This window comes from Nonomuraea sp. NPDC050691 (assembly GCF_040654455.1).
Classification (GTDB): Bacteria; Actinomycetota; Actinomycetes; order Streptosporangiales; family Streptosporangiaceae; genus Nonomuraea.
Genome location: NZ_JBFAIA010000035.1, coordinates 1 through 26,612 on the forward strand (window position 1 = coordinate 1; position 26,612 = coordinate 26,612).

Genomic DNA, 26,612 nt, shown 5'->3' on the forward strand with positions numbered 1-26,612 from the left:
CGCCCGCGTCGCCGCCGCGCTCCCTGGCCCGCTCCGCGGCCTGCTCCAGCGCCAGCGCGGCCGTCTCGTCCGGGCCCGTCGCCGCCGCGGCCAGGTGCCACGCCCGCCGGTCCGGCCGCCCGTCGAGCAGCCGCGCGAGCACGCGGTGCATCGCCAGCCGCTCGGCGAACGTGCCGTGCCGGAACGCGGCGGCGCGCATGAGCGGGTGCGCGAACGTCACCCGAGCCCCCTCGACCCGGATCAGCCCGGAACGCTCCGCCGTGCCCAGGGCCATGGGCGGGACGCCGAGCTCCTCGGCGGCCCGCATGATCACGGGCAGTTCGCCGCCGTCCTCGACCGCGGCCAGCACCAGCACGGTCCGCACCGGCTCCGGCAGGGCGGCGATGCGCGCGGCGTACGCCTCCTGGATGCGGCGCGGCAGCGGCAGCGGGCCCTGGACGGGCGTGCTGCCGGGCAGTTCGAGCAGCGCGAGCGGGTTGCCGCCGCTCTCCTCGATGACCCGCTCGCGCAACGCCCCGTCGAGGCCGGGCGCGCGTTCCGTCAGCAGCCGCGCGGCGCTCTCCCGGTCGAGCCCGGCCAGCACGTGCTCCGGCAGACCGGCGGCGTCGAAGCCGTCCCGGGCGCCGAACAGCAGCACGACACCCTCGGCGTGGAGGCGGTGAGCCGCGAACCGCAGCGCCACCGCCGACGCCCTGTCCAGCCAGTGCGCGTCGTCCACCAGACACAGCAGGGGCCGTTCCTCGGCCAGGTCCGACAGCAGCGACAGGACGGCCAGGCCCACGAGGAACTCGTCGTCCCGGCTCGCCGGCCCGACGCCGAGCGCGCCCTTGAGCGCCGCCGCCTGCCGCTCGGGCAGGGCGTCCGCGCGGGCGAGCGCCGGGCGCAGCAGCAGGTGCAGCGAGGAGAACGGGATCTCCGCCTCGGTCTCGATGCCGGTGCCGCGCAGCACGGTCATGCCCTCGGCCCGCTCCCCCGCGTAGGCCAGCAGCGAGGTCTTGCCGATGCCGGGCTCGCCGCGGACGACCAGCGCGGCGCTGCGCCCGTCGCGGGCCCCGCCCAGCAGGGCGTCCAGTACCGCCTGGTCGTCAGCGCGTCCCGTGAGCACCGGGGAATCCTAGTCACTCGTCCGGTACCCGGCCGAATCCGGCGTCCCTAGCGTTCTTCCCGTGGATCTCATGCAAGGGGTCGAGCTGACCTCCGTCACCAAGCAGTACGCGCATGGCGTCACCGCGCTCGACGACGTGACGATCGCCTTCAGGACCGGCACGTTCACGGCCGTCATGGGGCCGTCCGGTTCGGGCAAGTCGACGCTGCTGCAGTGCGCCGCCGGGCTGGACCGGCCCACGTCCGGACAGGTGACGGTCGACGGCCGCGACCTGTCGGGGCTCACCGACAAGCAGCTCACGCTGCTGCGCCGCGACCGGATCGGGTTCGTCTTCCAGGCGTTCAACCTGCTGCCGTCGCTCACCGCCACCCAGAACGTCGGCCTGCCGCTGCGCCTGGCCGGCCGCCGTCCTGACCCGGAGCTGGTACGGCAGAGCCTGGCCGCCGTGGGGCTGGCCGGCCGCGCCGGGCACCGGCCCGCCGAGATGTCCGGCGGGCAGCAGCAGCGCGTGGCGATAGCGCGGGCCCTGGTCACGCGGCCCGCGGTGCTGTTCGCCGACGAGCCGACCGGCGCGCTCGACGCCAACACCAGCCGGGAGGTGCTCCATCTCCTGCGCACGCTGGTGGACAGGCACGCGCAGACCATCGTGATGGTCACGCACGACCCGGTCGCCGCCTCGTACGCCGACCGGGTGGTCTTCCTGGCCGACGGGCGCGTGTACGGCGAGCTGGCCGACCCCACGGCCGAACTCGTCGCCACCCGCATGCTCCAGTTGGAGGCGGCGTCGTGCTGAGAATCGCCCTCGCCACCCTGCGCACCCGATGGATCTCGTTCGTCGGGACCTTCGCCGCCCTCGCGCTCGGCGCGGCGCTGATCGCCGCGCTCGGCCAGGTGCTCGCCACCACCACCGGCTCCCCCGACCGGGGCCCGCAGCGCTACGCCGCCGCGCCCGTCGTCGTCGTGCCGGACGACCGGCTCACCGTGCCCACCTGGCAGGGCGGCAGCAGCGCACCGCTCGCCGAGCCCCGCGGCGTCCCCGCCGGCCTGGCCGACCGCCTCCCGGGAGCGGTCGTGGACCGGGCCTTCCCCGCCCAGCTCGCCGGAGGACCGCCCGCCGTGGGCCGCCCCTGGGCCGCCGCCCGGACCGCCCCGCACCGGCTGGTGGCCGGCCGCGCCCCCGCGACGGCACGCGAGATCGCGGTGACCGGCGGCGCCCCCGCCGGCGAGCGCGTATCGGCCGCCTCCGTACCCGGTCCGCGGATCGGCGACCAGGTGCCGGTCGTCACCGCCGCCGGCGCCCGGCCGTACACCGTCGTGGGCATCACCTCGCCCGGCCCCGAGGCCACCGTCTTCTTCTCCGACGCGCAGGCCGCGCGCCTCTCGCCGCGCATCACCGCGCTCGCCGTGTGGAAGGGCTCCGCGGAGGTCGAGGCGGCGGCCGGCGGGAAGGCGCGGGTCCTGACCGGCCAGGACAGGGCGCTCGCGGACCCCTCACGCGCGGCCGACGAGAACGCGCGCGACAACGCCAACACCATCGTCGGCATCGCCGCCGGGTTCGCCGGCTTCATCGCCGTCTTCGTGGTCTCGTCCACGTTCGCGTTCGCGGTGGGACAGCGCCGACGCGAGTTCGCTCTGCTGCGCACCATCGGCGCCACCACCCGGCAGGTCAGGCACATGGTGTACGGCGAGGCCCTGCTGGTCGCCGTCACCGCCTCCGCGGCCGGCGCCCTGCTCGGCCCACTCGGCGCCCGCCCCGTCCAGGACTGGCTGGTCAGCCTCGGGATGGCGCCCGCCTGGCTGATCCCCAGCACCTCCTCGGTGCCCTCGTGGATCGCCTTCGGCACCGGGGTCCTCGTCGCGGCGCTCGGGGTGGTCCTGTCGGCCCGGCGGGCCGGCCGGGTGCCCCCGGCCGAGGCCCTGCGCGAGGCGGCAGTGGAACAGAGTGCCATGACGACCGGCCGATGGGTCGCCGGCCTCGCCACCCTGGCCACCGCCCTGGTCAGCATGACGATGACGGCCGTGGGCGACCCGTCGACCGCGACCGGCAACAAGTCGTCCATGCCGGTCCTGATGCTGCTCATCGCCGCCGTCGGCCTGCTCGCGCCCATCGTGGTGCGGCCCGTCACCCGGCTGCTCACCTGGCCCGTCGAGCGGCTGCGCGGCGCGGGCGGCACCGTCGTCGCGGCCGGCGCGGTGGCCTCCGCCCGGCAGACCGCCGCGACCGCCGCGCCGGTCCTCGTCACGGTCGGCCTCGCCGCCTCGCTGCTGGGCGCCGCCGCCATGAGTGACGCCGCCAAGACCGCGATGGAGGCCGGGCCGATCCGCGCCGACTACGTGGTGCTGCCCACCGGTTCGGCCGGGCTCGACCGGCAGCTCGTGCAGCGCCTGCGTGCCGTGCCCGGGGCGGACGTCACCACGGTGACGCCGACCAGCGTCTACACCCTCGAAGGCAGGACCGCGCTGATCCGGCGGCCGGCCGAGGCCGTCGACCCCGGCGCCCTGCGCCAGAGCGTGGACGTGCCGGTCGTCGCCGGGTCGCTGGCCGGGCTCCGCGACGACACGATCGCGGTGTCCGAGACGTGGGACCTGGGCGTCGGCCAGAGCGTCACCATGTGGCGCGCCGACGGCAGCGAGGCGTCCTTCACGGTCACCGCCGTGCTCGGCCCCCGCTCCACCGCCGACTCCTACGTCACCCCGGCCCACGCCTTCTCGGCCCTGCCGTACCGGGCGTACGTCAAACTGCGGCCGGGCGCCACGGCGGACCAGGTCGGGGCGGCGCTCCAGCGGGCCACCCAGGGACACAACGCCACCGCGCTCACCAAGGCCGCGTGGGAGCGCCGGCTCGGCGCGGGCCGCGCCTCGGCCAGCCGGCTGGGCCTGCTGGTGGTGCTCGGCATCATGCTGGCGTACACGGCGATCGCCCTGGTCAACACCCTGTTGATGGCCGCCTCGGACCGCTCGGCCGAGCGCGGGGCGCTGCGCCTGCTGGGGGCGACGCGGAGCCAGGTCCTGAGGTACGTGATGGGCGAGGCGCTGCTGGTGGTGGCGGTCGGCACGGTCCTCGCCGCGCTGGCCACGGCGCTCAGCCTGGTCGGCCTGTGGACGGCGCTGGTCCAGCTCACGGGGCTGATCCCGGGGACGCTGCCGGGGGTCACGATGCCGTGGGGCACGATCGCGGGGGTGACGGGCGGGTGCGCGGTGCTGGCGGTGCTGGCTGCGGTGATCCCGGCGGCACTGTCGAAGGACATCAGACCCACGGCGGCCTGAGGCACAGGGAGGCTGCCCGCGGAGAACGTATCGGCCACCGAGCTCAACGGGCGATCTGCGGCACGCCTGACCCCAGGGTGTTCGACCGGTGAGAAGATCGAGGGTGCTCCGAATGGCGAACGCGGTACTCGCGAAATTACCGGAACCGCTGCACGCACTTGTGCTGAAGCACCGCGAACTGCTGAAGTTCGCGGTGGTGGGCGGAACAGCGTTCTTCGTGGACAACACGGTGTTCTATGGGCTGAAGCTGACTGTTCTGGAGCCGAAGCCGGTGACCGCGAAGATCATCGCGGTGCTCGTGGCGACGATCGTGTCCTACGTGTTGAACCGCGAATGGTCCTTCCGGACCAGGGGCGGCCGCGAGCGCCGTCACGAGGCGGCGCTGTTCTTCCTGGTCAGTGGCATCGGTCTGGTGCTCAGCTCCGCTCCGCTGTGGATCTCCCGGTACGTGTTCCGCCTGGAGACCCCGGATGTGAGCCTGGTGACCCAGGAGATCGCCGACTTCATGAGCGCTCAGATCATCGGCACGCTGATCGCCATGGTCTTCCGCTTCTGGGCGCTCCGCAAGTGGGTCTTCCCCGACGAGAAGGCCCAGTCCGACATCGCGGAGCGTTATCAAAGGTCGTGATCCGCCGCACTCGCTCACGGAATCGCGGACCCTCCAGGTGGCGGGTCAGTGCTGGGCCATGTCGACGAACCGGCTGTAGTGGCCCTGGAAGGCCACGGTCACGGTCGCCGTCGGGCCGTTACGGTGCTTGGCGACTATGAGGTCCGCCTCGCCCGCCCGCGGAGACTCGCGCTCGTAGGCGTCCTCCCGGTGCAGCAGGATCACCATGTCGGCGTCCTGCTCGATCGATCCCGATTCGCGAAGGTCGCTCACGGCTGGGCGCTTGTCGGTGCGTTGCTCGGGGCCTCGGTTGAGCTGGGAGATCGCGATGACCGGGACCTCCAGCTCCTTGGCCAGCAGCTTGATGGCACGGGAGATCTCGGAGACCTCGTTCTGGCGGCTCTCGGTCTTCTTGGGCGAGCTCATCAGCTGGAGGTAGTCGATGACCACGAACCGCAGGTCGTTGCGCTGCTTGAGGCGGCGGCACTTGGCCCGGATCTCCATCATCGACATGTTGGGCGAGTCGTCGATGAACAGCGGCGCCTCGGCCACCTCGCTCATGCGGCGCGCCAGCCGGGTCCAGTCGTCGTCGCTCATCATGCCGGAGCGCATCGCGTGCAGCGCCACCCGCGCCTCCGCCGAGAGCAGACGCATGGTGATCTCGTTGCGCGACATCTCCAGGGAGAAGATGACGGTCGTCATGCCGTGCTTGATCGCGGCAGAGCGGGCGAAATCCAGTCCGAGGGTGGAGTTGTGGGTGGGAATCCACGTCCGCCCCGCCAGGTACATGTGATCGGCATTCTCCACCTCCACACACCGCACCGGCACGGACGCCGTCGGCCGGACGTCGGTGATGTTCCGGTAGGTCGCCTTGGGGTGGACGTCGGTCTTGATCCGGGCGTTCTTCCGGTCAAGCCGGAAGACCTTGTCGGAAGGCGTGAACGTGATCGCATAGCTCGTCGAGCTGTCCTCGGTGCGCCCCCGTACCCGCTTGGACGTCCAGGTCGCCTTGTATCCCAGGCTCAGGATCAGCTCCCAGGTGTCCTCTGCCAGGCGGCGGTTCGTGACGGCGAACTGGACTGACCCGTCGGCGTTGACGTAGCCGTCAGTGTCCAGAAGTCCAGCCAGAAGCGCCCTGCGCTGTTCCTCGGACGCACGTAGATACTCGCCCGGAATGTGCTTGCTGCCCAGCACGCCCAGCTTTCTCAGCAGCGCGGCCATGGTGCCGTGATCATTTCGACACTCCTGGCATTGGCGGTGCCCGCTGGACGGGCCACCACAGTCAGGACACTCGGGTGGCCCGGAAGGTCCGTGTGCGGAGCCTCTCGACTTGCAACCGCACACCCTGCCACAGGTGCGCACCTGGGATGTCTGGGGCGTGAACGGCTTGCCGCACACGATGCACGGCCGCTCGGCGACCGGCTCCGGCTCGGGCAGCAGCATCGCGTACAGCAACCCGCCACGATGCTCCACTCGAAGACCTTCGGCGGCCACGTGCTCGGCGATCTCCGGATCTCCGGTGGTGAACCGTGCGCCGCCGGAGTGGCCGTCACCCAGCCAGATGCCCAGCGCGTACGGGGGGATCGGCAGGTCGCGGTCGGGCAGTTCCAGCGGCCGGGCGTTGACGACGGTGTGGTTGAGCCGCTTGTCCGCGGTGTTGCACCGTAGCGTGGCGGCGATCTCCTCGGTCGTACGCACCTCGGCGAACGTCCGCTGATTGCGGTACCTGTCGTAGTTAGTCGCGGCCTGCTGCGCAGATCGGCGGGATGCGCGCGTGTCGGTGAGCCACTGATGCTGGGCGTCGGCCACGATCACCGTGCCGTCGCTGAACTCCACCTCGTAGCACGACCGGTTGTGCATGATGTCGGTGGCCGCCACCACGCGAGTGGGCTTGCCGTCGGCGCCGATGAGATGATCGCCGACCTGAACCTCGCCCATCGTGGTCCAGCCATCGGGAGTGGGTAGAGGCGTGTCGAGCGCCAGCGCCTTCCCGATGGCCGGACGGGCGGCGACGACGATCATCTGGCCCGGGTGGAGGCCGTTGGTGAGCTGGTCGAGGTCCTGGAAGCCGGTGGGGACGCCGACCATCTGGCCGCCGCGGCTGCCGATGGCCTCCAGCTCGTCCAGGGCGCCCGGCATGATGTCGGCCAGCGGGGCGTAGTCCTCGGAGGTGCGGCGCTCCGTGACCTTGTAGATCTCGGCCTGGGCGCGGTCGACGAGGTCGTCGACCTCCTCGTTGTTGCCGCCGTAGCCGAAGGAGACGATGCGGGTGCCGGCCTCGATGAGGCGGCGCAGGATGGCCTGCTCGCGGACGATCTTGGCGTAGTAGCCGGCGTTGGCCGCCGTGGGCACGACCGCCGTCAGCGTGTGGAGGTAGGCGGCGCCGCCGACCCTGGCCATCTCGCCGCGCTTCTGCAGCTCGTCGAAGACGGTGACCGCGTCGGCGGGCTCGCCCCTGCCGTACAGGTCGGTGATGACGTCGTAGATCATCTGGTGGGCGGGCCGGTAGAAGTCGTCGGAGCGGATGATCTCGACGACGTCGGCGATCGCGTCCTTGGACAGCAGCATGCCGCCGAGGACGGACTGCTCGGCCTCGATGTTGCTGGGCGGCGTGCGCTCGAAACCCGGCCCTGCGCCGGTTTCCTCGTCGATGCTCACGGCGCCCCCTCAACAGCCTCGCCTTGGTCGCACCACCCCCACTTGTAGCCGACCGGTCTGACAGTTTGGCCGGTTCCCGGGCAAGGAGCAACGCGGGCTGTGGACAGCCTGTGGATAACCCTGGGGACAACCTGTGCATGACCACGCCCAACATGTGAAAGCTCTGTGGACGAGCCTGGGGATAACTTGTTCACTTCTCCCCGACCATGTCGCCGACCAGTGGAAACACTGTCCACCGGCTGTGGAGAAAAGAAAGTTGGCCCGACATACCAGGTAAGGGCCATAATAGGCAAATGCCCATTACACGCCAGGACAAGGAGATTCTCCGCCTTGCCGTGCCGGCGTTCGGCGCGCTGGTGGCCGAGCCCCTGTTCCTGCTGGCCGACTACGCGATCGTGGGCCACGGCCTCGGGACCGTCGCCGTGGGCGCGCTCGGTGTGGCCGGCACCGTCCTCGCGACGATGGTGAACCTGTGCGTCTTCCTCGCGTACGGCACCACCGCGTCGGTGGCGCGGCGCACCGGGGCCGGCGACCACGCGCGGGCCATGCGCGACGGCGTGGACGGCATCTGGCTGGCACTCGCCATCGGCCTCGCCCTCATCGCGCTCTGCTGGCCGCTCGCGCCGGCCGTCGTGAGCCTGTTCGGCGCGAGTCCCGAGCAGGCCGGCGAGGCCGTCACCTACCTGCGGATCAGCCTGATCGGCGCCCCCGGCATGCTGGTCGTGCTGGCCGGCACCGGCGTGCTGAGGGGGCTGCAGGACACGGTGACCCCGCTCGTCGTCGCGGTGGGCTCGTTCGCGCTCAACGCGGCGCTGAACGCGTGGTTCGTGCTCGTGCTGGGGTGGGGCATCGCCGGCTCGGCCTGGGGCACCGTGCTGGCGCAGACGCTCGGCGCCGTCGTGTACGTGGCCGTGGTCGTCAGGGGCGCCCGGCGGCTCGGCACGCCGCTGGTCCCCGACGTGGCGGGGGTGAGGCGGGCGGGCACGGCCGGGTTCGCGCTGCTCATCCGTACGGTCTGCCTGCGGATCGTGCTCGTCGTGGGCACGGTGATCGCCACGAGGATGGGCGAGGCGCAGCTCGCCGCGTACGCCATCGCCACCCAGCTGTGGACGCTGCTGGCCTTCGCGCTCGACGCGATCGCCATCGCCGGTCAGGCGATCACCGGCCGCACCCTCGGGGCCGGCGACGCGGCCGCGACCAGGGAGGCGACCGGACGCATGGTGCGCTGGGGCGTGTGGTCGGGAGTGCTGCTCGGCGTGCTGGTGATCGCGGCCCGGCCGCTGCTGCCCGGCCTGTTCGACGCCGATCCACAGGTCACCGAGCAGCTCCTGGCCGTGCTGTGGCCCGTGGCGCTCTTCCAGCCCATCTGCGGGGTGGTGTTCGTGCTCGACGGGGTGCTGATCGGCGCGGGCGACCAGCGCTACCTCGCGTGGGCGGGGGTGTGGACGACGCTCGCGTATCTCCCGGCGGCCCTCGTCGCGACAGATTTCGGCATCGTTGCTCTTTGGTGCGCGCTCGGGGTGTGGATGGTGGCACGTTTGATCACACTCGGCCGCCGGGCCGCGGGCGCTGCCTGGCTGGTGACCGGGGCGTAATCGTCCTGTGCTTGCTGTTGCACCTGTGGTGAGGCACTGTGGGCGAGTTCCATGAGCGGGGTGTGCCTTGTCCACGATTCTCCGACGCCTGCCGCCATCCGAGGCGACCGGTCTGCGCACAGGCGCCCGGCACAGCCTTGCCGAGCTCTACCGTCCGGCCGACCTGGTCGTGCTCGGGCTCGGAGTGATGATCGGCGCCGGCATCTTCAGCATCGCCGGCCAGCAGGCCGCGACCATGGCGGGCCCGGGGGTGATCCTGTCCTTCATGATCGCGGGCATCTCCTGCCTGCTCGCCTGCCTGTGCTACGCCGAGCTGTCGTCCACGATCCCGGCCTCGGGCAGCGCCTACACCTTCACGTATGTGATCTTCGGTGAGGTGTGGGCGTGGATCATCGGCTGGGCGCTGATCCTGGAGCTGCAGCTCGCCGCCGCCGTGGTCGCCAAGGCGTGGGCGGAGCTGACGGTGCGCGCCTTCGCCGACTTCGGGATCACCTTCCCCCGGCACGACCTGGTCAGCGGCGCGCTCACGGTGTTCATCCTGGTGGTCCTGGCGAGCGTCGTCGCGGTCAACGCGCGGATCGGCCTCCGGGCACTGTGGATCATGGTGGCGGCCAAGCTGCTGGCGATCGGCGCCGTCATCGTGGTGGGCGCCCTGTACGTCAGGACGAGCAACTTCGGCGACCTGTACGCCCCGCCCAAGCCGCTCGACGTGCCGCCCTCGACCGTGCTGGACCTCGTCATCGGCCAGAGCCACGCCTTCGGCTGGGCCGGCATCTTCGCGGCGGCGCCCGCGATCGCGTTCGCCTACGTCGGCTTCGACATCGTCGCGACCGCCGCCGAGGAGACCGCCAACGCCTCCCGCGCCGTGCCGAAGGGCATGATCCGCGGCGTGGTCGTGGCCACCGTCATCTACATCGCCGTGGCCGTGGTCATGGTGGGCATGATCCCGTACACGCGCATCTCCGCCGACGCGCCGCTGTCCAGCGCGTTCCGCGGCGTCGGCGTGGACTGGATGGTGCACGTCATCGACATCGGCGCGGTGCTCGGCCTGACGACCGTGATCCTGGTGCTGATCGTGGGGCAGACGCGGGTGCTGTTCTCGATGGCCCGCGACGGTCTCATCCCGCGCGGCCTGTCGGCGATCAGCCGGAAATACCACACGCCGTCGCGAGTGACGCTGGTGATCGGCGCCGTGGCGATCCTGCTGGCCACGTTCGCGCCCGTGTTCACGTTGCAGCAGCTCGTCGTGACGGGCGCGCTGTTCGCGTTCCTGTTCGTGTCGGCGGGCGTGATCGTGATGCGCCGCCGGATGCCGCACCTCGACCGGGGGTTCCGGGTGCCGCTGTCGCCGCTGCTGCCCGCCCTGTCGCTGGCGGCGACGCTCTGGCTGATGGTCAACCTGCAGGTGCTGACGTGGGCCTGGTTCGGGCTGTGGATGGCGTTCGGGATGCTCGTCTACCTCGTGTACGGCCGGCGGCACAGCCTGCTGGCGCCACCCCGGGACGAGCCGCCGGCCGCCGGCCGGGGCCGCCACCGCCGCTGAGCCGGTCCGTCACAACCGGCGGGCCTCCAGGACGCTGCGCAGGAAGTCGCGGGTGCGCGGCTCGTCCGGATCGCTGAAGATCTTCTCCGGCGGCCCCTTCTCCAGCAGCACGCCCCCGTCGAGGAAGCACACGGTGTCGGAGATGTCGCGGCAGAACCCCATCTCGTGCGTGGTGAGGATCATCGTCATCCCCGACTGCTTGAGCTCACGGATGATCTCCAGCACCTCCACGACCAGCATCGGGTCGAGGGCGGAGGTCACCTCGTCCAGCAGCATCAGCCGCGGCTGGGTCGCCAGCGCCCGGATGATGGCCACCCGCTGCTGCTGGCCGCCGGAGAGCTGATCGGGGTACGACGTGGCCTTGTGCGCCAGCCCGAACCGGGTGAGCAGCGCGTGGGCCTCCTCCTCGGCCCGTTCCCTCGGCACCTTGTGCACCTGACGCGGCGCCAGCGTGATGTTGTCGAGCACGGTCATGTGCGGGAACAGGTTGAACGCCTGGAAGACGATGCCGAGCCGCTGGCGCACCTCGTCCACGTTCACCCGCGGGTCGGTGACGTCCCGGCCCTCCAGCAGGATCGTGCCGTCGTCCACGGTCTCCAGCAGGTTGACGCAGCGCAGCAGCGTGGACTTGCCCGAGCCGGACGCGCCGATCAGGCTGACCACCTCGTGCGGGCGCACCTCCAGGTCGATGCCGCGCAGCACGCTGTGGCCGTGGAAGTTCTTCCACACGCCCTCGATGGTCAGCAGGTTCATGCCCCGCGCCTCCTCCGCGTGCGCTCGGCCAGGTAGTCGGTGAACCGGGCCATCGGGATCGTCAGCAGGATGAACAGCAGCGCGGCCACCAGGTAGGCCGTGTAGTTGAACTTGCCGGAGGCGTAGATCTGCGCCTGCCGCAGCGCCTCCAGCACGCCCAGCGTGGACACGAGCGCGGTGTCCTTCTGCAGCGAGATGAAGTCGTTCAGCAGGGGCGGCACAACCCGGCGGGTGGCCTGCGGCAGCACCACGAAGCGCATGGTCTTGCCGTGGCTGAGCCCGAGCGAGCGGGCGGCGGCCACCTGGCTCGGGTGGACCGACTCGATGCCCGAGCGGAACACCTCGGCCACGTACGCGCCGTACGAGAGCGTCAGCGCGATGACGCCGAGCGTGGTCAGGTCGGTCGGGATGCCCTGCAGGCGCAGCGCGGGCAGGCCGAAGCCGACCATGTAGATGACGAGGAGCGTCGGCACGCCGCGGAAGGTGTCGACGTACAGCGTGGCGAGGGCCCGCACCGGGAACAGGGCGGCCGTCCTGGTCGACCTGACCAGGGCCACCAGCAGGCCCACGAGCAGGATGAGCGGCTCGGCGAACAGGAAGATCTTGACGTTCAGCCAGAAGCCGCTGACCACGTCGGGCAGCGCCCGGGCGAAGTGCTCCGGGTTGAAGAACGTGTCCTGGACGCGCGGCCAGCCCGGCGACTGCGTGACCACCCACACGGCGAGGACGACGAAGACGACCGTGGAGGCCGTGGCGATGGACGCGGAGCGGCGGGCCCGCGCCCTGCGGACCCGCTCCCGCTCCACCTGCCGCTCGCTCTTGACCCAGACCGGGCCCGCTGGCATGTCAGTCATGGACGTACGCGGCGCTCGTCAGCCCAGCTCGGGCGCGCCGGCGGCCGAGCCGAGCCACTGCTGCTCGATCTTGGCCAGCTCGCCCTTGGACTTCAGCGCGTCCACGGCCTTGTCCACGCACGTCTTGAGCCGGCTGTCCTTCTCCATGACCAGGCCGAACTCCTCGGGCGTGCCGCCCGTCGCACCGAACTGGCCGACGATCTTGGAGCCCTCCACCTGCGCGGCCGTGACGTAGAAAGCCGTCGGCAGGTCCACGACGATGGCGTCGACCTGCTTGTTCTTCAGCGCGTTGATGGCGTCGACCTGGTCGTTGTAGACGTTGGGGTCGTCGGCGGGCTTCACGACGTTCTTGACCGCGTCGAGCGAGGTGGTGCCGACCTGCACGCCGATCTTGGCGTTCTTGAGGTCGGCCAGCGTCTTGGCCCCCGCGTACTTGCCGTCGCCCAGCGCCACCACGGCCTGCTTGACCGTGTAGTAGCCGTGGCTGAAGTCCACCGCCTTGGCCCGGTCGGGGGTGATCGACACCTGGTTGACGTCGAAGTCGAACTGCTTGGCGCCCGGGGCGAAGGCCGAGTCGAACTTGACCGTGCTCCACTGCACCTCGTCGCGGTCGAAGCCGAGCTCACCGGCGACGGCGAACGCCACCGCGCTCTCGAACCCCTGGCCGTTGGCGGGATCGTCGTCCTTGAACCACGGCTCGTAGGCGGGCTTGTCGGTGCCGATGGTCAGCTTGCCCGCGTTGACGAGCTTGAGCTGGTCCTTGGTGCACGCCGTGGCCGCCGTGGCGGCGCTCGGGCCGGTGCTGGTCGCCGTGTTGTCGACGGGTGCGCACGCGACGGCCGCGGCGAGGGCGCCCAGCGCGAGCAGCGTCGAGGGACGGACCATGGGTGGTGCCTCCAGGGGAACGCGGGGAAGAACGAGCCGATTGTACGCTGCCCCGCTAGGAAATACGCCGCCACCTGGGCTCATACCGTCCATACCGGGCTCTCTCCCGTTCCCGGCCTCTCTTCCCGTACCAGGTGCAGGGCCGCCCGGGCGGATGAAGGCAGGGCGGGGCCAGAGCGGCCAGGGCGAGGCCAGGGCAGGGAGGGCGAGGGCCGCCGTCGGCACCCCTGAGGCCGGAACGCGGTGGTCCGGGGTCCCCGGGAAGAAGGGGGCCGCCCGTGAAGCTCGCGGGGTGAGCGCGGAGGAGGGCTGACGCCCGACAGCGGGCGAGCCGGTGCCGGAGACGCGTACGGCCCCCGCTCCGCCAAGGGAGTGGGGGCCGTACGACAGGCGTGCCCGGCGTCAGCCGGCGACGACCTCGACGTCGAGCGAGGCCGACACCTCAGGGTGCAGCTTGACGCTGACCTTGTGGCTGCCGACGCTCTTGATCGGGTTGACGATCTCGATGCGGCGGCGGTCGAGCAGCGGGCCGCCGGCTGCCTTGACGGCATCGGCGACGTCGCCCGTGGTGATCGAGCCGAACAGGCGGCCGGAGTCGCCCGCGCGGGTGGTCAGGCGCACGCGCAGGGCGCGGAGCTGGCCGGCGACCTCCTTGGCGGTGCCCAGGTCGCGGATCTCGCGCGCGTCACGAGCCTTCTTGATGGACTCGATCTGCTTCTCCGCGCCACGCGTCCAGCGCATGGCGTAGCCGCGCGGGATGAGGTAGTTACGGCCGTAGCCGTCCTTGACCTCGACGACGTCGCCGGGGGCGCCGAGGCCGGAGACCTCGTTGGTGAGGATGAGCTTCATGTCGTCAGACCTCCTTAGCGCGCGGTGCTCGTGTAAGGCAGCAGAGCCACCTCACGGGCGTTCTTGATCGCGGTCGCCACGTCGCGCTGGTGCTGGGTGCAGTTGCCCGTCACCCGGCGCGCACGGATCTTGCCGCGGTCGGAGATGAACTTCCGCAGCAGCGCCGTGTCCTTGTAGTCGACGTAGGAGATCTTGTCGTGGCAGAACAGGCAAACCTTCTTCTTGGGCTTGCGCAGTGCCGGCTTGGCCATCGTGGTGCTCCTTTCAGAGCCCCGCCGTTGAAGCGGGAATGGTCTCGGGCTTGTGGACTGGGATTAGAAAGGCGGTTCGTCGCTGAAGTCGCCGCCGCCGCCGAAGCCGCCGCTCTGCTGGCCGCCGCCCTGGTAGCCGCCGCCACCGCCGCCACCGCCGAAGCCGCCGCCGCCCTGGGGCGGGGCGGGCGACGCGGAGGCCCACGGGTCGTCGGCCGGGCCGCCACCGAAGCCGCCGCCACCGCCGCCGCCCTGACGGGTGGTGCGGTTGACCTTGGCGGTGGCGTTGCGCAGAGACGGGCCGACCTCGTCGACCTCGACCTCGTAGACGGTGCGCTTCTCGCCTTCCTTGGTCTCGTAGGACCGCTGCTTGAGCCGCCCCTGAACGATGACCCGCATGCCGCGCTGGAGGCTCTCGGCGGCGTTCTCCGCCGCCTGCCGCCACACGTTGCAGGTCAGGAAGAGGCTTTCGCCGTCCTTCCACTCGTTGGTCTGACGATCCATGAACCGCGGAGTGGACGCGATGCGGAACCGGGCCACCGCTTGCCCCGTCGGGGTGAAGCGCAGCTCGGGGTCGTCGACAAGATTGCCGACGATGGTGATTACGGTGTCGCCTGCTGCCATGGCCAGCGCTCGCCTTCCTGCACGCCTTCGCTTTGGGTTACGGCTCAGAGTACGGCCGACGCCCGACAAAAAGCCGGGCGACGAGCTGCTTAGTGCACGTCGGGGCGGAGAACCTTGGTGCGCAGGATGCCCTCGTTGAGGTTCATCTGGCGGTCGAGCTCCTTGACCGTCGCGGGCTCCGCGGACAGGTCGATGACGGCGTAGATGCCTTCCGACTTCTTGTCGATGTCGTAGGCGAGACGGCGACGGCCCCAGACGTCGACCTTCTCCACGGTGCCGCCGTCGTTGCGGACCACGGTGAGGAACTGGTCGAGGGACGGCGCGACAGTGCGCTCATCGAGCGAAGGGTCCAGAATGACCATTACTTCGTAACGACGCATGCGGGACTCCAACCTCCTCTGGACTCTTGCGGTCACGACACTCTGCCGTGACAGGAGGACGCTGACGTACGGGCCCCGGTGCCCCTTTCGGCACCCGGGGGTGACGGGTCACCCATCACAACGCAGCCTGACCAGGTTACCAGCCGAGTCCATGTGGGAAGGCCTGTAGGAAACCAGGGGGTGATAGTTGTGCCACACATCCTCCAACCTTCCGACAACCAGCGGTTCAGGCTCTCGCTCAACAGTGACGGACGGGCCCATCCGGTGGAGAACGCCCTGGCGGTCGTCACGGTGGTCTGCGGCCTGACGGCCTTCGTCGCGGCGTTCCTCCCCGGCGGTCACGTCGTCGCCTCGTGGGCGGGCACCCTCGGCTTCGGGACGGGCCTCTACTCCCAGTACGTCTCCGTCACGACCCCCCAGCGAGCCCTCAACATCGTCGGGATCGTGGCGTCGTTCGTGGGCGTGGCCCTCGGCATCGCCCGCGGCGGTTTCCTTCCCTGAGCCCCCGACCGGATCCGAACGCGTGAGGACGGTCCCGGGAGCCACCGGGACCGTCCTTTCGATATGGGGTCATCCTCCGATGTGCAGGTCCACGCCCAGCAGGACGAGGAACCAGAGGAAGACCGCGAGCAACGCCTCGGCGATGTCCTTGAGGATCGCCGGGGTGATGTAGTCGTACACCCAGGCGACGTAGATGCCTATCACGACGTAGATGAGGACGATCAACGAGCGCAATCGCCACCGGCTCATATGCGTTCTCCTCGGGTAGGGGGTGCCTGGCGACTTCCCTGGCCGGGGTACGGCAAACGGATAGGCTCGGTGACATGGTGCGCATCGGAGCTCACGTCGGCCAGGACGATCCCGCCGCTCACGCCGCCGCGGTCGGGGCCGAGGTGGTGCAGTTCTTCCTCGGCGACCCCCAGGGCTACGCCAAGCCGGTGCTGCCGGACAAGCCGGTGGAGGGCGTCGACGTCTTCATCCACGCCCCGTACCTCGTCAACGTGGCGACGACCAACAACCGGATCCGGATCCCGAGCCGCAAGCTGCTCGCCCAGCACCTGGAGGCGGCGGCCGGCCTGGGCGCCAAGGGCCTGATCGTCCACGGCGGCCACGTGAACAAGAGCGACGATCCACAGGCGGGCTTCGACAACTGGCGCAAGGTGTTCGAGCGGCTGGAGTGCCCGATCCCGGTGCTCATCGAGAACACCGCGGGCGGCGGCAACGCGATGGCGCGCAAGCTGGAGCGCATCGCGCGGCTGTGGGACGCGCTCGACGGGTTCGACGTGGGCTTCTGCCTCGACACGTGCCACGCGCACGCGGGCGGCGAGGAGCTGGTGGACCTGGTGGACCGGGTCAAGGCCATCACCGGCCGGATCGACCTGGTCCACTGCAACGACTCGCGCGACGCGTTCGACTCGGGCGCCGACCGGCACGCCAACCTCGGCCAGGGGCAGATCGACCCGGAGCTGATCCTCGCGGTGTGCCGGGCGGCGGGCGCGCCGATCGTGGTGGAGACCCCGGCCGAGGGCCAGGCGGCCGACATCGCGTTCCTGCGCGAGAACCTCTAGGAAGCCGCCATAGGGAGCCCCGGAGATCGGAAATACACAGCCTGTGGATAACTTCCCTGGATTACCGGGCCACGAAAGTGGGTATGGGGCACCGCCGCGCAGTCAGCCGGCCCACGCGCCGGTGAGGAAGCGGACCGCGTTCAGCACCATGAGCGGCCCCGCGACCAGGCCGTACACCACGAGAGTCCACGGCCGCCGCGCCCCCAGCGCCGCGACGGCCGTCCACAGGGGGAACCACAGCAGGAGCGAGCGCGGGATCGACAGGTAGTACGCCGACGTCATGAGGGCCGCGGCCTGGAACCCGGTGTAGACGACCTCGCTCCACCGGCGCCGCGCGGCCAGCCACACCAGCGCGGCCACCGCCAGCACGGCTCCGGCGAGCTCCATGCGGAACGCCACCGCGAAGTCGTCGCGCCCGAGCGCCGCGTGCCAGGTCGTGATCCACGACTCCCACGGCCAGACCGTCTCCCTGCCCCAGCCGGCCTCCTGCGCGTGCTTCCAGGCCAGCCAGTCGCCGGAGCGGCTGTAGTGGAAGTACGAGTAGAACGCCAGCGGCAGGAACGGCACGGCCAGCAGCGGCCACGGGGCCGGCGGTGACGGCAGCTCCCGGGTACGCCGGTGGAGGACGTACTCGACGACCAGGGCGACCGCCAGGAACAGCCCGGTGATGCGCACGCACGACGCGCCGGCGGCGAGCACGACGGCCCCCGTCCACTGCCCGCGCCGGGCGGCCAGCCATGCCGGGATCGCGAACGCGAGGAACAGCGACTCGCTGTAGCCCGCGGCCAGGAACACGGCCGTGGGGAACAGCAGCAGCGCGAGCACCGCCATCCAGCCCGGCGCGCCCTCCAGCTCGGCCAGCCGCGCCAGCGCCACCATGGCCACCGCCCCGGCGACCAGCGACACGATCAGCCCGCACGCCGTCCAGTCGGGCACCACCAGGTGGACCAGGCGTAACACCGCGGGCAGCCCGGGGAAGAACGCGGGCAGCCCCGCGTCCGGCGGCTTGGCGGGGTCGCCGTCGTAGCCGTACTGGGCGATGACGACGAACAGTCCCGCGTCCCACTGCTTCCAGCGGGCCACGTAGGCGTTCAGCGCCGACCCGAGCAGTGTCGCGACCAGCAGACCGGCCCGCGAGCCGAACCAGACCAGCAGCGCGTCGCGCGCCGCCGAGCGGGTGATCACCGGTACGACGGGACGAGCGTGAACCGGTCGGGGGCGTCGTCGAACACGCCGCCGCCCTGGTCGTCGACGCCCGCCCGCCGGACGACGTCCTTGTGCGGGCGCAGGATGTCGCGCACCACGAACGCCATCATCACCACGATGGTGATCACCCGGCCCCAGACGGCGGTGAAGTACGTGTCGTCGCCGATGCCCAGGTCGTCACGGCTGAGCGGCGACTGGGAGAGCAGGTAGAGCCAGATGGCGAAGAAGTACCACATCTCCGCGAGCTGCCAGAGGACGAGCGGCTTCCAGTTGGGCCGGGCCAGCACCGCGAACGGCACCAGCCAGAGCACGAACTGCGGCGACCACACCTTGTTCGTCATCATGAAGGCGGCCAGGGCGAGGAAGCAGATCTGCGCCAGCCGGGGCCGCCGCGGCGCGGCCAGGGTGAGCACCGCGATGCCCAGGCAGAGCAGGGCGAGCGACGCCATGCCCAGCGTGCTGACGTCGGCCTCGCCGAGGATCGGCCAGCCCTTGCTCTGGAAGAACAGCCAGGGCGAGCCCCAGTCCACGCCGCGTTCCTGCGAGAAGACGTAGAAGCGCCGCCAGCCGTCCCAGGCGAGCACCATGAACGGCACGTTGACGACCAGCCACGCGGCCACGGCGGACCCCATCGTGACCAGGAACGGCCGCCAGCGCCCGGTGCGCAGCGTGAGCAGGAACAGCGCGCCGGCGAACATCAGCGGGTAGAACTTCGTCGCGATCGCCAGCCCGAGCAGCACGCCGGCCGCAACCTGCCGGTGCCGCGCCCAGGCCAGCAGCATGCCCATCGACAGCGCGCCGGCGACGAGGTCCCAGTTGATGTACGCGGCCAGGATCACCGAGGGCGCGAGCGCGTACCACAGGGCGTCCCAGCGCCGGGTGGGCCCGGCGACGGCGGCCATCAGCACCACCCCGGCGACCAGGCAGAGGCCGAGGAAGAAGACCGTGCCGTCGTAGAAGCGGACGGCCTGCTGGACGGGGTCGAGCTCCAGCCAGCGGGCGATCCGGCTGAAGACCTGCATGACCTCGCCGAGCACGACGGGGTACTCGACCTGCTTGTCGAACGGCACGTCGGCGAAGTACGGGCTCTGCGTGGCGAGCTGCCGGTCGAAGTACAGGGGGTAGATGTCGGTGTAGCAGAAGTTGGTGTACGTGCTGACCTGGTCGTTCCACCCACCGGTACGGCACGGCAGCCTGAAGACGTACGCCAGGCTCGCCCCCAGCGCCGCGAACAGCGCCAGGGGCAGGTACGGCACGGCGCGCGCGAAGAGCGGCGGACGATGGACCGGCTCGTCCACCGCGTCGTCCCCTACCGGGTCCGTCTTCACCACTGCTCGCGCCCCGTGGGCATCGTCTCGGGCTGCTCGTACTCGTACGGCGGCATACCAGGATCCTGCCCACCGCCGAGCAGGCCGTTGTCCTCTTCGAAGCCGTCGTTCTCGTTCGGGTCGATGGTGATGATGCGGCCGCTGTCGTCGTCGCACGGGTCCATGACGCAGCTCACGTCGTCCGGCTGCTCCTCGTCCGGGCCCTTGGTGGCCGTGGGCGTGGGCACGGGCTTGGGCGCGAGGTTCTCGGAGACGCCGGTGTCGACGCGGGCCGGGAACTGCTCGACCTTCTGGCCCTTCATGGCCTCGGTCATGAACGACTTCCAGATGGCCGCGGGGTAGGTGGCGCCCTGGAACGCGTTGCCCAGGGGCACCTCGTACGGGCTGGTGTACGGCTTCTGCGGCGTGTACTTCTTCTCCTTGGCCGGGTTCTTCCCCCGCCACCACGGGCAGGTGTCGTTGACCGGCTGGACGACCTTGCCGCCCGTGGGCTTGGTCCGGCACTCCTGGCGGAACATGCCGACCGCGGTGGACAGCTGCGGGGTGAAGCCGACGAACCAGGCTTCCTTGTTCTGGTTGTTGGTGCCGGTCTTGCCGGCGACGGGCCGGTCGTAGAGGGCGGCGTTGCGGCCGGTGCCCTGCTTGACGACGGCCTGGAGGGCGACGGTGGCGTCGGCGGCGGCGTCCGGGGCGATTACCTGGGTGTAGGTCTTCTTCTCCCGGTACTTCACCCGGTTGTTGCGGTCCTTGACCTCGATGATGACGTGGTTGTCGTAGTGCCTGCCGGCGTTGGCGAAGATCGAGTAGCCACCGGCCTGCTCCACCGCGGTCACCTGGCCGGAGCCGATCGTGATCAGGTAGTGGTGGCGGTTCCTGGCGTCCTCCAGCCGCTCCTTGCTGATGCCGGCGCGGCTGGCGATCTCGATGACCTTGTCGAGGCTGACCTTCTCCCCCATCTTGGCGAAGGCCGTGTTGACCGAGTTGGCCGTGGCGTTGACGACGTCGATCGAGGACGAGCTGGAGGCGTGGTCGTTGTCGATCGGGGTGGTGCCCTCAAGCTTGATCGGCCCCTTGGCCGGCAGGTAGCTCCTGAGGCTGTAGCCGGAGTCGAGCCACGCCGCGAGCACGTAGGGCTTGAACGCCGAGGCGGCCTGCTTCTGCGACAGGAAGGCGTCGTCCCAGGAGTCCTTCTCGTAGTCGTCGCCGCCGTAGAAGGCGATGATCCGGCCGTTACGCGGGTCGACGGCGGCCAGGGTGGCGTTGATCTCGCCGGTCAGGCCGGCGGTGTGCTTGTTGACGGCCTCTTTGGCGGCCAGCATGAGGTTCTTGTCGAACGTCGAGGTGATCCGGTAGCCACCGGTCTTGACGTCCTCTTCGGTGATCCCGTACTTGTTCTTCAGCTCGTTCGTGACAGCCTCGACCATGTAGCCGGTCAGGCCCTTGTAGTAGTCCCTGTTGTTGACCTTGACGCGCTTGGGCGACGTCGGCGACTTGGACGGCAGGCTCCCGTACGCCTTGGGGTCGAGCTTGGCCATCTGCCCGATCACGTAGGCGTAGCGGCCCTCGGTGGGCTTCATGTTGCCCGCGATCTCGGCCCGGTCGAACGCGTCGGGGTTCTGGATGCGGCCGGCCAGGTAGGCGCCCTGCTCGGGGGTCAGCTTCGCGACGGACGTCTTGCTGCCGAAGAACTCCTTGGCCGCCGCGCCGATGCCGTACGCGCCGCGCCCGAAGTAGATGGTGTTGAGGTACTGCCTGAGGATCTGGTCCTTGCTGAGCTGCTTGTTCAGCTTGACCGCGACGAAGATCTCCTTGATCTTGCGCTCGACGGTGCGCTCCTGGGAGAGGCCGTCGTAGTAGTTGCGGGCCATCTGCTGGGTGATGGTGGAGGCGCCCTGCACCTGCGCGCCGGAGACCGTGCTGAACACGGAGCGGACCATGCCGGAGAAGGAGATCCCGGAGTCCTCGCGGAACGAGCTGTTCTCGGCGGCGATGACCGCGTCCTGGACATGCCGCGGGATCTGGTTGATCTCCACGGGGACGCGCTTGGTGCCCAGCTTGGCGAGGACGTCTTTGCCGTTGGCGTAGTAGATGACACTGCCCATGTCGTCGACCGAGTCCTGGACCTGGTCCTCGCTCGGCATGGGCATGTTGGCGTAGGCCACGGCGATCATGCCGAAGACGCCGGCGGTGACGACCGCGAAGCCGGCCAGCACGATCTTCCAGCTCGGCAGGAACCTGCGCCAGGCCGGCTTGTCGCCGCCGCTCTTGCCCGGGGGCTCGCCGGGACCGCCGGGACCGCTGGGACCGCCGTCGCCGCCTGAGCCACGGCCGCGGGCACGGCGCGGCGCCTGGCTGATCATCGTCTCCTGCTCGCTGCGCCGCCGTCCCTCACGGCGCCCGGACACGCGCGTGCCGGGCTCGGGGGGCATCCCGGTGGCAGCGGTCGCGGGCGGGGGCCCGGCGGGACCGCGCCGGGCGGGCGCACGCCTGACGGGTTCGTACGGCTGCTCGTACGACTGCGCGGCCATGGCGCCGGTGTCCTCGTAGGCGGCCTCCGGACGACGCTGAGGCTGTGCGGACTCCCAGCCGGGGTCGCCGGTTTGCGGCGTCTGGGACTGGGGAACGGAACGGGATGAGCTGGCGCGACGGCGTCTCCCCTGGCGGGCCGTCCCCTCGTCATGGCTGTAACTCAACGCGTCCTCGCATCGTCGTCGGATAGCACGGCGGATGGGCGTGGGCGCCTTGTCCGCCTTCGGTCTCTACTCTCGGCCGACGAGATCCGGCGGTCCGTTGCCGAGGACGAACGAGACCGTCATGTGGTTCCAAGAGCAACCTTGACAGACCTCGACGACGTACACGCGGAACTCGTCGTCATCATGGTCCATTTCGACGAGATCTGACGTCGCCTTTGCCTGACCCGCATGCCGTCCCAGGGAATCCCCGTAGACATAGGTCACGTTGGTGACGTTCCGCCTTTCGCACACCGGGCATAGGCGTTCGGTCGGTTCGCCGAACTGCCGGGCGGCGCGAAGGAGATACGGCTGTGCGTCACACACCTCGCCGGGCGAGCGATGCCCGGACCGCGGGTCGTGGACCACTCCTCTCTCCGCGAGGCCGCAATCCACCACCCTTCTCTGTGACCACATGAGCGCCAGACTACGGCTTTTTGGTGATTGCTCCCAACGACTTGGCAAAGTCGCTCGTTGCCGCGATATAGCGAACCGACGTATCCTCAGGATGTATCGACTCGATACATCGACGCGAGAGGAGGCGGTTCCGGTGGCCGGCGGACAAGGCAGAGTGCTGGAGCTGGCCGTGCTCGGGTCGTTGCACGAAACCCCGCTCCACGGCTATGAGCTGCGCAAACGGCTCAACGCTCTGCTGGGGATGTTCCGCGCGTTCTCCTACGGGTCGCTCTACCCCTGCCTGCGGTCGCTGCTCGCCCAGGGCCTCATCGCCGAGGAGCAGCCGGCTCCGGCCACGATCGTGGGCGGCCGATCGAAGATCGTCTACAAGCTGACGGCGGAGGGGAAGGAGCGGCTGCACGAGCTGCTCACCCAGGCCGGTCCGTCGGCGTGGGAGGACGAGAGCTTCGGCGTCCACTTCGCCTTCTTCAGGCACACGGAGGCCGAGGTGCGCCTGCGCATCCTCGAAGGCCGCCGCAGCCGCCTGGAGGAGCGCCTGGACAGCGTGCGCACCGCCCTGGCCCGCACCAGGGAGCGCCTGGACAGCTACACGCTGGAGTTGCAGCGTCACGGACTCGAATCGGTCGAACGCGAGGTGCGTTGGCTGAACGAGCTGATCGCGACAGAGAGACGGGCGTCGCAAGAGCCCGAGAGAGATACCACGTCAACTGATGAGTAAGGGAGCGAGTGCGATGGGTTCGGTTCGCGTGGCCATTGTCGGTGTCGGCAACTGCGCTGCGTCACTGGTCCAGGGCGTTCACTACTACAAGGACGCCGACCCGGCCGTCCGGGTGCCTGGCCTGATGCACGTGAAGTTCGGCGACTACCACGTGGGCGACGTCGAGTTCGTCGCCGCCTTCGACGTGGACGCCAAGAAGGTCGGCCGTGACCTCTCCGAGGCGATCGTCGCCAGCGAGAACAACACCATAAAGATCACGGACGTGCCTCCGACGGGAGTGGTCGTCCAGCGCGGCCACACCTTCGACGGTCTGGGCGAGTACTACCGCGAGATCATCGAGGAGTCGGACGAGGAGCCCGTGGACGTCGTCCAGGTGCTCCGCGACAACCAGGTCGACGTCCTGGTCTCCTACCTGCCCGTGGGCTCCGAGGAGGCCGACCGCTTCTACGCGCAGTGCGCGATCGACGCCAAGGTCGCCTTCGTCAACGCGCTGCCGGTCTTCATCGCCTCCGACCCCGAGTGGGCCGAGAAGTTCACGCAGGCCGGTGTGCCGATCGTCGGCGACGACATCAAGTCGCAGGTCGGCGCCACCATCACGCACCGCGTCCTGGCCAAGCTGTTCGAGGACCGCGGGGTCGAGCTGCTGCGCACGTACCAGCTCAACTTCGGCGGCAACATGGACTTCATGAACATGCTGGAGCGCAAGCGGCTCCAGTCGAAGAAGATCTCCAAGACCCAGTCGGTCACCTCGCAGATCCCGCACGAGATGCGCAAGGCCGACGTGCACATCGGCCCGTCGGACCACGTGCCGTGGCTCGACGACCGCAAGTGGGCCTACATCCGCCTGGAGGGCCGCTCGTTCGGCGACACCCCGCTCAACCTGGAGTACAAGCTCGAGGTGTGGGACTCGCCCAACTCGGCCGGCATCATCATCGACGCGGTGCGCGCGGCCAAGATCGCCCTCGACCGGGGCATCGCCGGCCCGATCCTCAGCGCGTCGTCGTACTTCATGAAGTCGCCGCCCGAGCAGTACTCCGACGAGGAGGCGCGCGACTACGTCGAGAAGTTCATCCGCGGCGAGGTCGACAGGTAAATCCCTGTCACGGCACAGCCGAGGAGGCCCCAGTCGCCGCACGTGGCTGAGGAATTCCAGGGAGACGGCGGCCGGCCCCGCACGGGGCCGGCCGCCGTCACGGCGTCCGGCGGGCCGTCGCCGGGGTCAGGGCGTCAACCGGTGGCGCCCCCAAGGACGTGCGCCGGTGGCGCCCCAAGGCGTCAGCCGGTGGCGACCCGGGCCGCGGGCGGCAGCTCGGCCTCGGCGGCCGTGGGCCAGGCCATCGGGTCGGGGCCGAGCCCGACCAGGAGCGGCACCTGTTCGGCGCACCACGGCGAGATGGCCAGCTCTCCCTCCAGCACGCGCGCGGCGAACTCCTGCCACGGCATCCACCGCGTGTCCCCCACCTCCTCCGGGTTGGACACCGCCGGGGCCTCGGCCGTGACGCGGTAGACGGGGCACAGCTCGTGCTCCACGACGCCGTTGCCCATGACGGCCCGGTAGGCGAACGTGGGCAGCACCAGGTCGGCGTGCTCGACGCTCAGGCCCAGCTCGTAGGAGAGCCGGCGGGTGACGGCGCGGTCGAGCGGCTCGCCCGGCAGCGGATGGCCGCAGCAGCTGTTGGTCCACACGCCGGGCCAGGTCAGCTTGTGGTCGGCGCGCCTGGTCAGCAGCACGCGGCCGTCGCCGTCGAAGACGTAGCTGGAGAAGGCCAGGTGGAGCGGGGTCTCCCGGCCGTGCACCGACGTCTTGGGCGCGGTGCCGATGGCCCGGCCCTCGTCGTCGACCAGCACCACCAGTTCATCAGTCGTCACGCTACGAAGCGTACGTGATCATGTCCGTGGTCAGGACCGGGTTCGGCCACCTGCGGCGCCAACTCCCCGCGCCCGGGAAGGTCCGGCACGGGACTAGGCTGACTGCGTGTCGTTCGTCGCCGATCTCCGGATAGTCCTGAAGGGCCGGGACTTCCGCCGGCTGTTCGGCACCCGGCTGGTCTCCCAGTTCTCCGACGGGATCTTCCAGTTCGGCGTGACGGGATTCGCCTTCTTCAGCCCCGAGAAGCAGACCACCGCGCTGGCCGTGGCCGCGGGCCTCGCCGTGCTGTTCCTCCCGTACAGCGTGCTCGGCCCCTTCGTGGGCGTCTTCATCGACCGCTGGTCACGACGGCAGATCCTGGTGATCGCGCCGCTGGTGCGCGGCACGCTGCTCCTCGCCGCCGCGGGCCTGCTCGCGGCCGGCGCGCCCGAGCCGCTGTTCTACGCCGCGGCGCTCGGCGTGCTCGGGGTCAACCGGTTCTTCCTGGCGGCGCTCGGCGCCTCCCTGCCGCACGTCGTGCCGCCCGAGCGGCTGATGGCGGCCAACGCCGTCACCCCCACCTCCGGCACCGCCCTGACGTTCGTGGGCGCCGGGCTGGGCTTCCTGCTGCGCGAGGTGTTCGGCGGCGGCGCGTACGGCACGGCGCTGCTGCTCGTCGTCTCGGGCGTGGTGTTCGGGCTGAGCGCGCTGATCGCGCGCACGATGGAGCGCTCGCTGCTCGGCCCCTCCTACGACCCGGACCGGCCGCAGGCGCGCGAGGCGGTCCGGCACGTCCTCGGGGGCCTCGTGGACGGCGCCCGGCACCTGGCGGGGCACCGCAGGGCAGCCGCCACGATGGGCGCGATGGCCGCCCACCGCTTCCTGTACGGCATGGCGACCGCGCTCGGCATCATCCTGTACCGCTACCACTTCACCGACGGCGACGCCGAGGCGGCCCTGCGCGGCATCGGCGTGGTGGTCGCCACCTCCGGTGTGGGCTACACCCTCGCCGTCGTCCTCACGCCGTGGGCCACCGAGCGGTTCACGCTGGAGCGGTGGGTGCCGATGGCGCTGACCGCGGCGGGCGTGCTCGCGGGGGCGCTGATCACACCGTTCCAGGAGTGGGGGCTGCCGGTGGCCGGCTTCGTGCTGGGCCTCGCCGGTCAGAGCGTCAAGATCTGCGCCGACACGGCCGTGCAGCGCGACGTCGAGGACGCCTACCTGGGCCGGGCCTTCTCGATCTACGACATGCTGTTCAACGGCATGTACGTGCTCGCGGCGGCGCTGTCCGCGGCCATCCTGCCGCCCGACGGCAAGTCCTACCTCGCCGTGGCGATCATCACGCTGGGCTACCCGGTGGCCGCGCTGGTCTACCGCCTGATCGTGCGGCCCCCGGTGCCCACGCCCTCGTCCTCCTGACCGTCCT

25 protein-coding genes are annotated in these 26,612 nt (G+C 70.5%); 10 read left to right on the top strand and 15 right to left on the bottom strand.

Translation table 11 applies throughout. The features are described from left to right. A partial coding sequence (locus AB0H81_RS16265; protein WP_358374907.1) for an AAA family ATPase occupies positions 1-1,105 on the bottom strand: 1,105 nt, incomplete at its 3' end. Positions 1,106-1,175: 70 nt separating this feature from the next. Between AB0H81_RS16265 and AB0H81_RS16270 the strand changes: the two genes are divergently transcribed. The 3 genes from AB0H81_RS16270 (at position 1,176) to AB0H81_RS16280 (ending at position 5,000) form a co-directional block, all read left to right on the top strand. Next, positions 1,176-1,898: an ABC transporter ATP-binding protein gene (locus AB0H81_RS16270; RefSeq protein ID WP_358375007.1), complete on the top strand. Its 723-nt coding sequence runs from the start codon at positions 1,176-1,178 to the stop codon at positions 1,896-1,898. Then, on the top strand, positions 1,892-4,372 hold the full coding sequence (locus tag AB0H81_RS16275; protein ID WP_358374909.1) for an FtsX-like permease family protein: 2,481 nt from the start codon (positions 1,892-1,894) through the stop codon (positions 4,370-4,372). Before AB0H81_RS16270 ends, AB0H81_RS16275 begins: the two co-directional genes overlap by 7 nt. Positions 4,373-4,484: 112 nt before the next feature. Then, positions 4,485-5,000: a GtrA family protein gene (locus tag AB0H81_RS16280; protein WP_358374910.1), complete on the top strand. Its 516-nt coding sequence runs from the start codon at positions 4,485-4,487 to the stop codon at positions 4,998-5,000. A 45-nt stretch (positions 5,001-5,045) separates the two neighbouring features. Here AB0H81_RS16280 and dnaB read toward each other — a convergent pair whose 3' ends face one another. Further along, the gene (gene dnaB / locus AB0H81_RS16285; RefSeq protein WP_358374913.1) at positions 5,046-7,637 is read right to left on the bottom strand and encodes a replicative DNA helicase; all 2,592 of its coding nucleotides are present in this window, start codon (positions 7,635-7,637) and stop codon (positions 5,046-5,048) included. Between the two features lie 293 nt (positions 7,638-7,930). Here dnaB and AB0H81_RS16290 point away from each other — a divergent pair, with 293 nt between their 5' ends. Beyond that, the gene (locus tag AB0H81_RS16290; RefSeq protein WP_358374916.1) at positions 7,931-9,232 is read left to right on the top strand and encodes an MATE family efflux transporter; all 1,302 of its coding nucleotides are present in this window, start codon (positions 7,931-7,933) and stop codon (positions 9,230-9,232) included. Between the two features lie 67 nt (positions 9,233-9,299). Continuing rightward, the gene (locus AB0H81_RS16295) at positions 9,300-10,775 is read left to right on the top strand and encodes an amino acid permease (protein WP_358374917.1); all 1,476 of its coding nucleotides are present in this window, start codon (positions 9,300-9,302) and stop codon (positions 10,773-10,775) included. Between the two features lie 9 nt (positions 10,776-10,784). Here the strand turns inward: AB0H81_RS16295 and AB0H81_RS16300 are convergent, their stop codons facing one another. From AB0H81_RS16300 to rpsF, 7 genes are all read right to left on the bottom strand, one after another. Beyond that, positions 10,785-11,528 (bottom strand): amino acid ABC transporter ATP-binding protein, encoded by a 744-nt coding sequence (locus AB0H81_RS16300; protein WP_358374920.1) that lies wholly within the window; start codon positions 11,526-11,528, stop codon positions 10,785-10,787. Continuing rightward, positions 11,525-12,382, bottom strand: a complete 858-nt coding sequence (locus AB0H81_RS16305) for an amino acid ABC transporter permease (RefSeq protein WP_358374923.1) — start codon at positions 12,380-12,382, stop codon at positions 11,525-11,527. The genes AB0H81_RS16300 and AB0H81_RS16305 overlap by 4 nt, the downstream gene beginning before the upstream one ends. A gap of 18 nt (positions 12,383-12,400) precedes the next feature. Next, entirely contained in the window at positions 12,401-13,267 is an 867-nt protein-coding gene (locus AB0H81_RS16310; RefSeq protein ID WP_358374925.1) for an ABC transporter substrate-binding protein, read from the bottom strand. 402 nt (positions 13,268-13,669) lie between these two features. Beyond that, a complete protein-coding gene (rplI, locus tag AB0H81_RS16315) occupies positions 13,670-14,116 on the bottom strand; it encodes a 50S ribosomal protein L9 (protein ID WP_358374928.1) in 447 nt (148 codons plus the stop codon). 14 nt (positions 14,117-14,130) lie between these two features. Then, positions 14,131-14,367 (bottom strand): 30S ribosomal protein S18, encoded by a 237-nt coding sequence (rpsR, locus tag AB0H81_RS16320; RefSeq protein ID WP_020543048.1) that lies wholly within the window; start codon positions 14,365-14,367, stop codon positions 14,131-14,133. Positions 14,368-14,430: 63 nt separating this feature from the next. Then, positions 14,431-14,991, bottom strand: a complete 561-nt coding sequence (locus tag AB0H81_RS16325; RefSeq protein ID WP_358374929.1) for a single-stranded DNA-binding protein — start codon at positions 14,989-14,991, stop codon at positions 14,431-14,433. 89 nt (positions 14,992-15,080) lie between these two features. Continuing rightward, positions 15,081-15,371, bottom strand: coding sequence for a 30S ribosomal protein S6 (gene rpsF / locus AB0H81_RS16330; protein WP_026214314.1), 291 nt, complete (start codon positions 15,369-15,371; stop codon positions 15,081-15,083). Positions 15,372-15,560: 189 nt separating this feature from the next. On the opposite strand from rpsF, the gene AB0H81_RS16335 reads away from it, so the two are divergent. Then, entirely contained in the window at positions 15,561-15,872 is a 312-nt protein-coding gene (locus tag AB0H81_RS16335) for a hypothetical protein (RefSeq protein WP_358374932.1), read from the top strand. Positions 15,873-15,941: 69 nt separating this feature from the next. Here the strand turns inward: AB0H81_RS16335 and AB0H81_RS16340 are convergent, their stop codons facing one another. Further along, the gene (locus AB0H81_RS16340; protein ID WP_358374935.1) at positions 15,942-16,121 is read right to left on the bottom strand and encodes a hypothetical protein; all 180 of its coding nucleotides are present in this window, start codon (positions 16,119-16,121) and stop codon (positions 15,942-15,944) included. Positions 16,122-16,195: 74 nt separating this feature from the next. On the opposite strand from AB0H81_RS16340, the gene AB0H81_RS16345 reads away from it, so the two are divergent. Then, a complete protein-coding gene (locus AB0H81_RS16345) occupies positions 16,196-16,939 on the top strand; it encodes a deoxyribonuclease IV (protein WP_358374937.1) in 744 nt (247 codons plus the stop codon). A gap of 102 nt (positions 16,940-17,041) precedes the next feature. On the opposite strand, the gene AB0H81_RS16350 is transcribed toward AB0H81_RS16345, so the two are convergent. From AB0H81_RS16350 to AB0H81_RS16365, 4 genes are all read right to left on the bottom strand, one after another. After that, positions 17,042-18,124, bottom strand: a complete 1,083-nt coding sequence (locus AB0H81_RS16350; protein WP_358374940.1) for a mannosyltransferase family protein — start codon at positions 18,122-18,124, stop codon at positions 17,042-17,044. Continuing rightward, a complete protein-coding gene (locus AB0H81_RS16355) occupies positions 18,121-19,476 on the bottom strand; it encodes a glycosyltransferase 87 family protein (protein WP_358374943.1) in 1,356 nt (451 codons plus the stop codon). Before AB0H81_RS16355 ends, AB0H81_RS16350 begins: the two co-directional genes overlap by 4 nt. After that, the gene (locus tag AB0H81_RS16360; protein WP_358374945.1) at positions 19,470-22,001 is read right to left on the bottom strand and encodes a transglycosylase domain-containing protein; all 2,532 of its coding nucleotides are present in this window, start codon (positions 21,999-22,001) and stop codon (positions 19,470-19,472) included. The genes AB0H81_RS16355 and AB0H81_RS16360 overlap by 7 nt, the downstream gene beginning before the upstream one ends. Before the next feature lie 231 nt (positions 22,002-22,232). Further along, a complete protein-coding gene (locus AB0H81_RS16365; RefSeq protein ID WP_358374947.1) occupies positions 22,233-22,619 on the bottom strand; it encodes a DUF5318 family protein in 387 nt (128 codons plus the stop codon). Between the two features lie 133 nt (positions 22,620-22,752). Here AB0H81_RS16365 and AB0H81_RS16370 point away from each other — a divergent pair, with 133 nt between their 5' ends. Both AB0H81_RS16370 and AB0H81_RS16375 read left to right on the top strand, forming a co-directional pair. Beyond that, on the top strand, positions 22,753-23,337 hold the full coding sequence (locus AB0H81_RS16370; RefSeq protein WP_175604061.1) for a PadR family transcriptional regulator: 585 nt from the start codon (positions 22,753-22,755) through the stop codon (positions 23,335-23,337). 13 nt (positions 23,338-23,350) lie between these two features. After that, positions 23,351-24,430 carry an inositol-3-phosphate synthase gene (locus tag AB0H81_RS16375; RefSeq protein WP_358374950.1) on the top strand — a complete coding sequence of 360 codons (1,080 nt, stop codon included), beginning with the start codon at positions 23,351-23,353 and terminating at the stop codon, positions 24,428-24,430. A gap of 182 nt (positions 24,431-24,612) precedes the next feature. On the opposite strand, the gene idi is transcribed toward AB0H81_RS16375, so the two are convergent. Further along, the gene (gene idi, locus AB0H81_RS16380; RefSeq protein WP_358374953.1) at positions 24,613-25,206 is read right to left on the bottom strand and encodes an isopentenyl-diphosphate Delta-isomerase; all 594 of its coding nucleotides are present in this window, start codon (positions 25,204-25,206) and stop codon (positions 24,613-24,615) included. Positions 25,207-25,312: 106 nt separating this feature from the next. On the opposite strand from idi, the gene AB0H81_RS16385 reads away from it, so the two are divergent. After that, entirely contained in the window at positions 25,313-26,605 is a 1,293-nt protein-coding gene (locus AB0H81_RS16385; protein ID WP_358374956.1) for an MFS transporter, read from the top strand. The last annotated feature ends 7 nt before the right edge of the window (positions 26,606-26,612 follow it).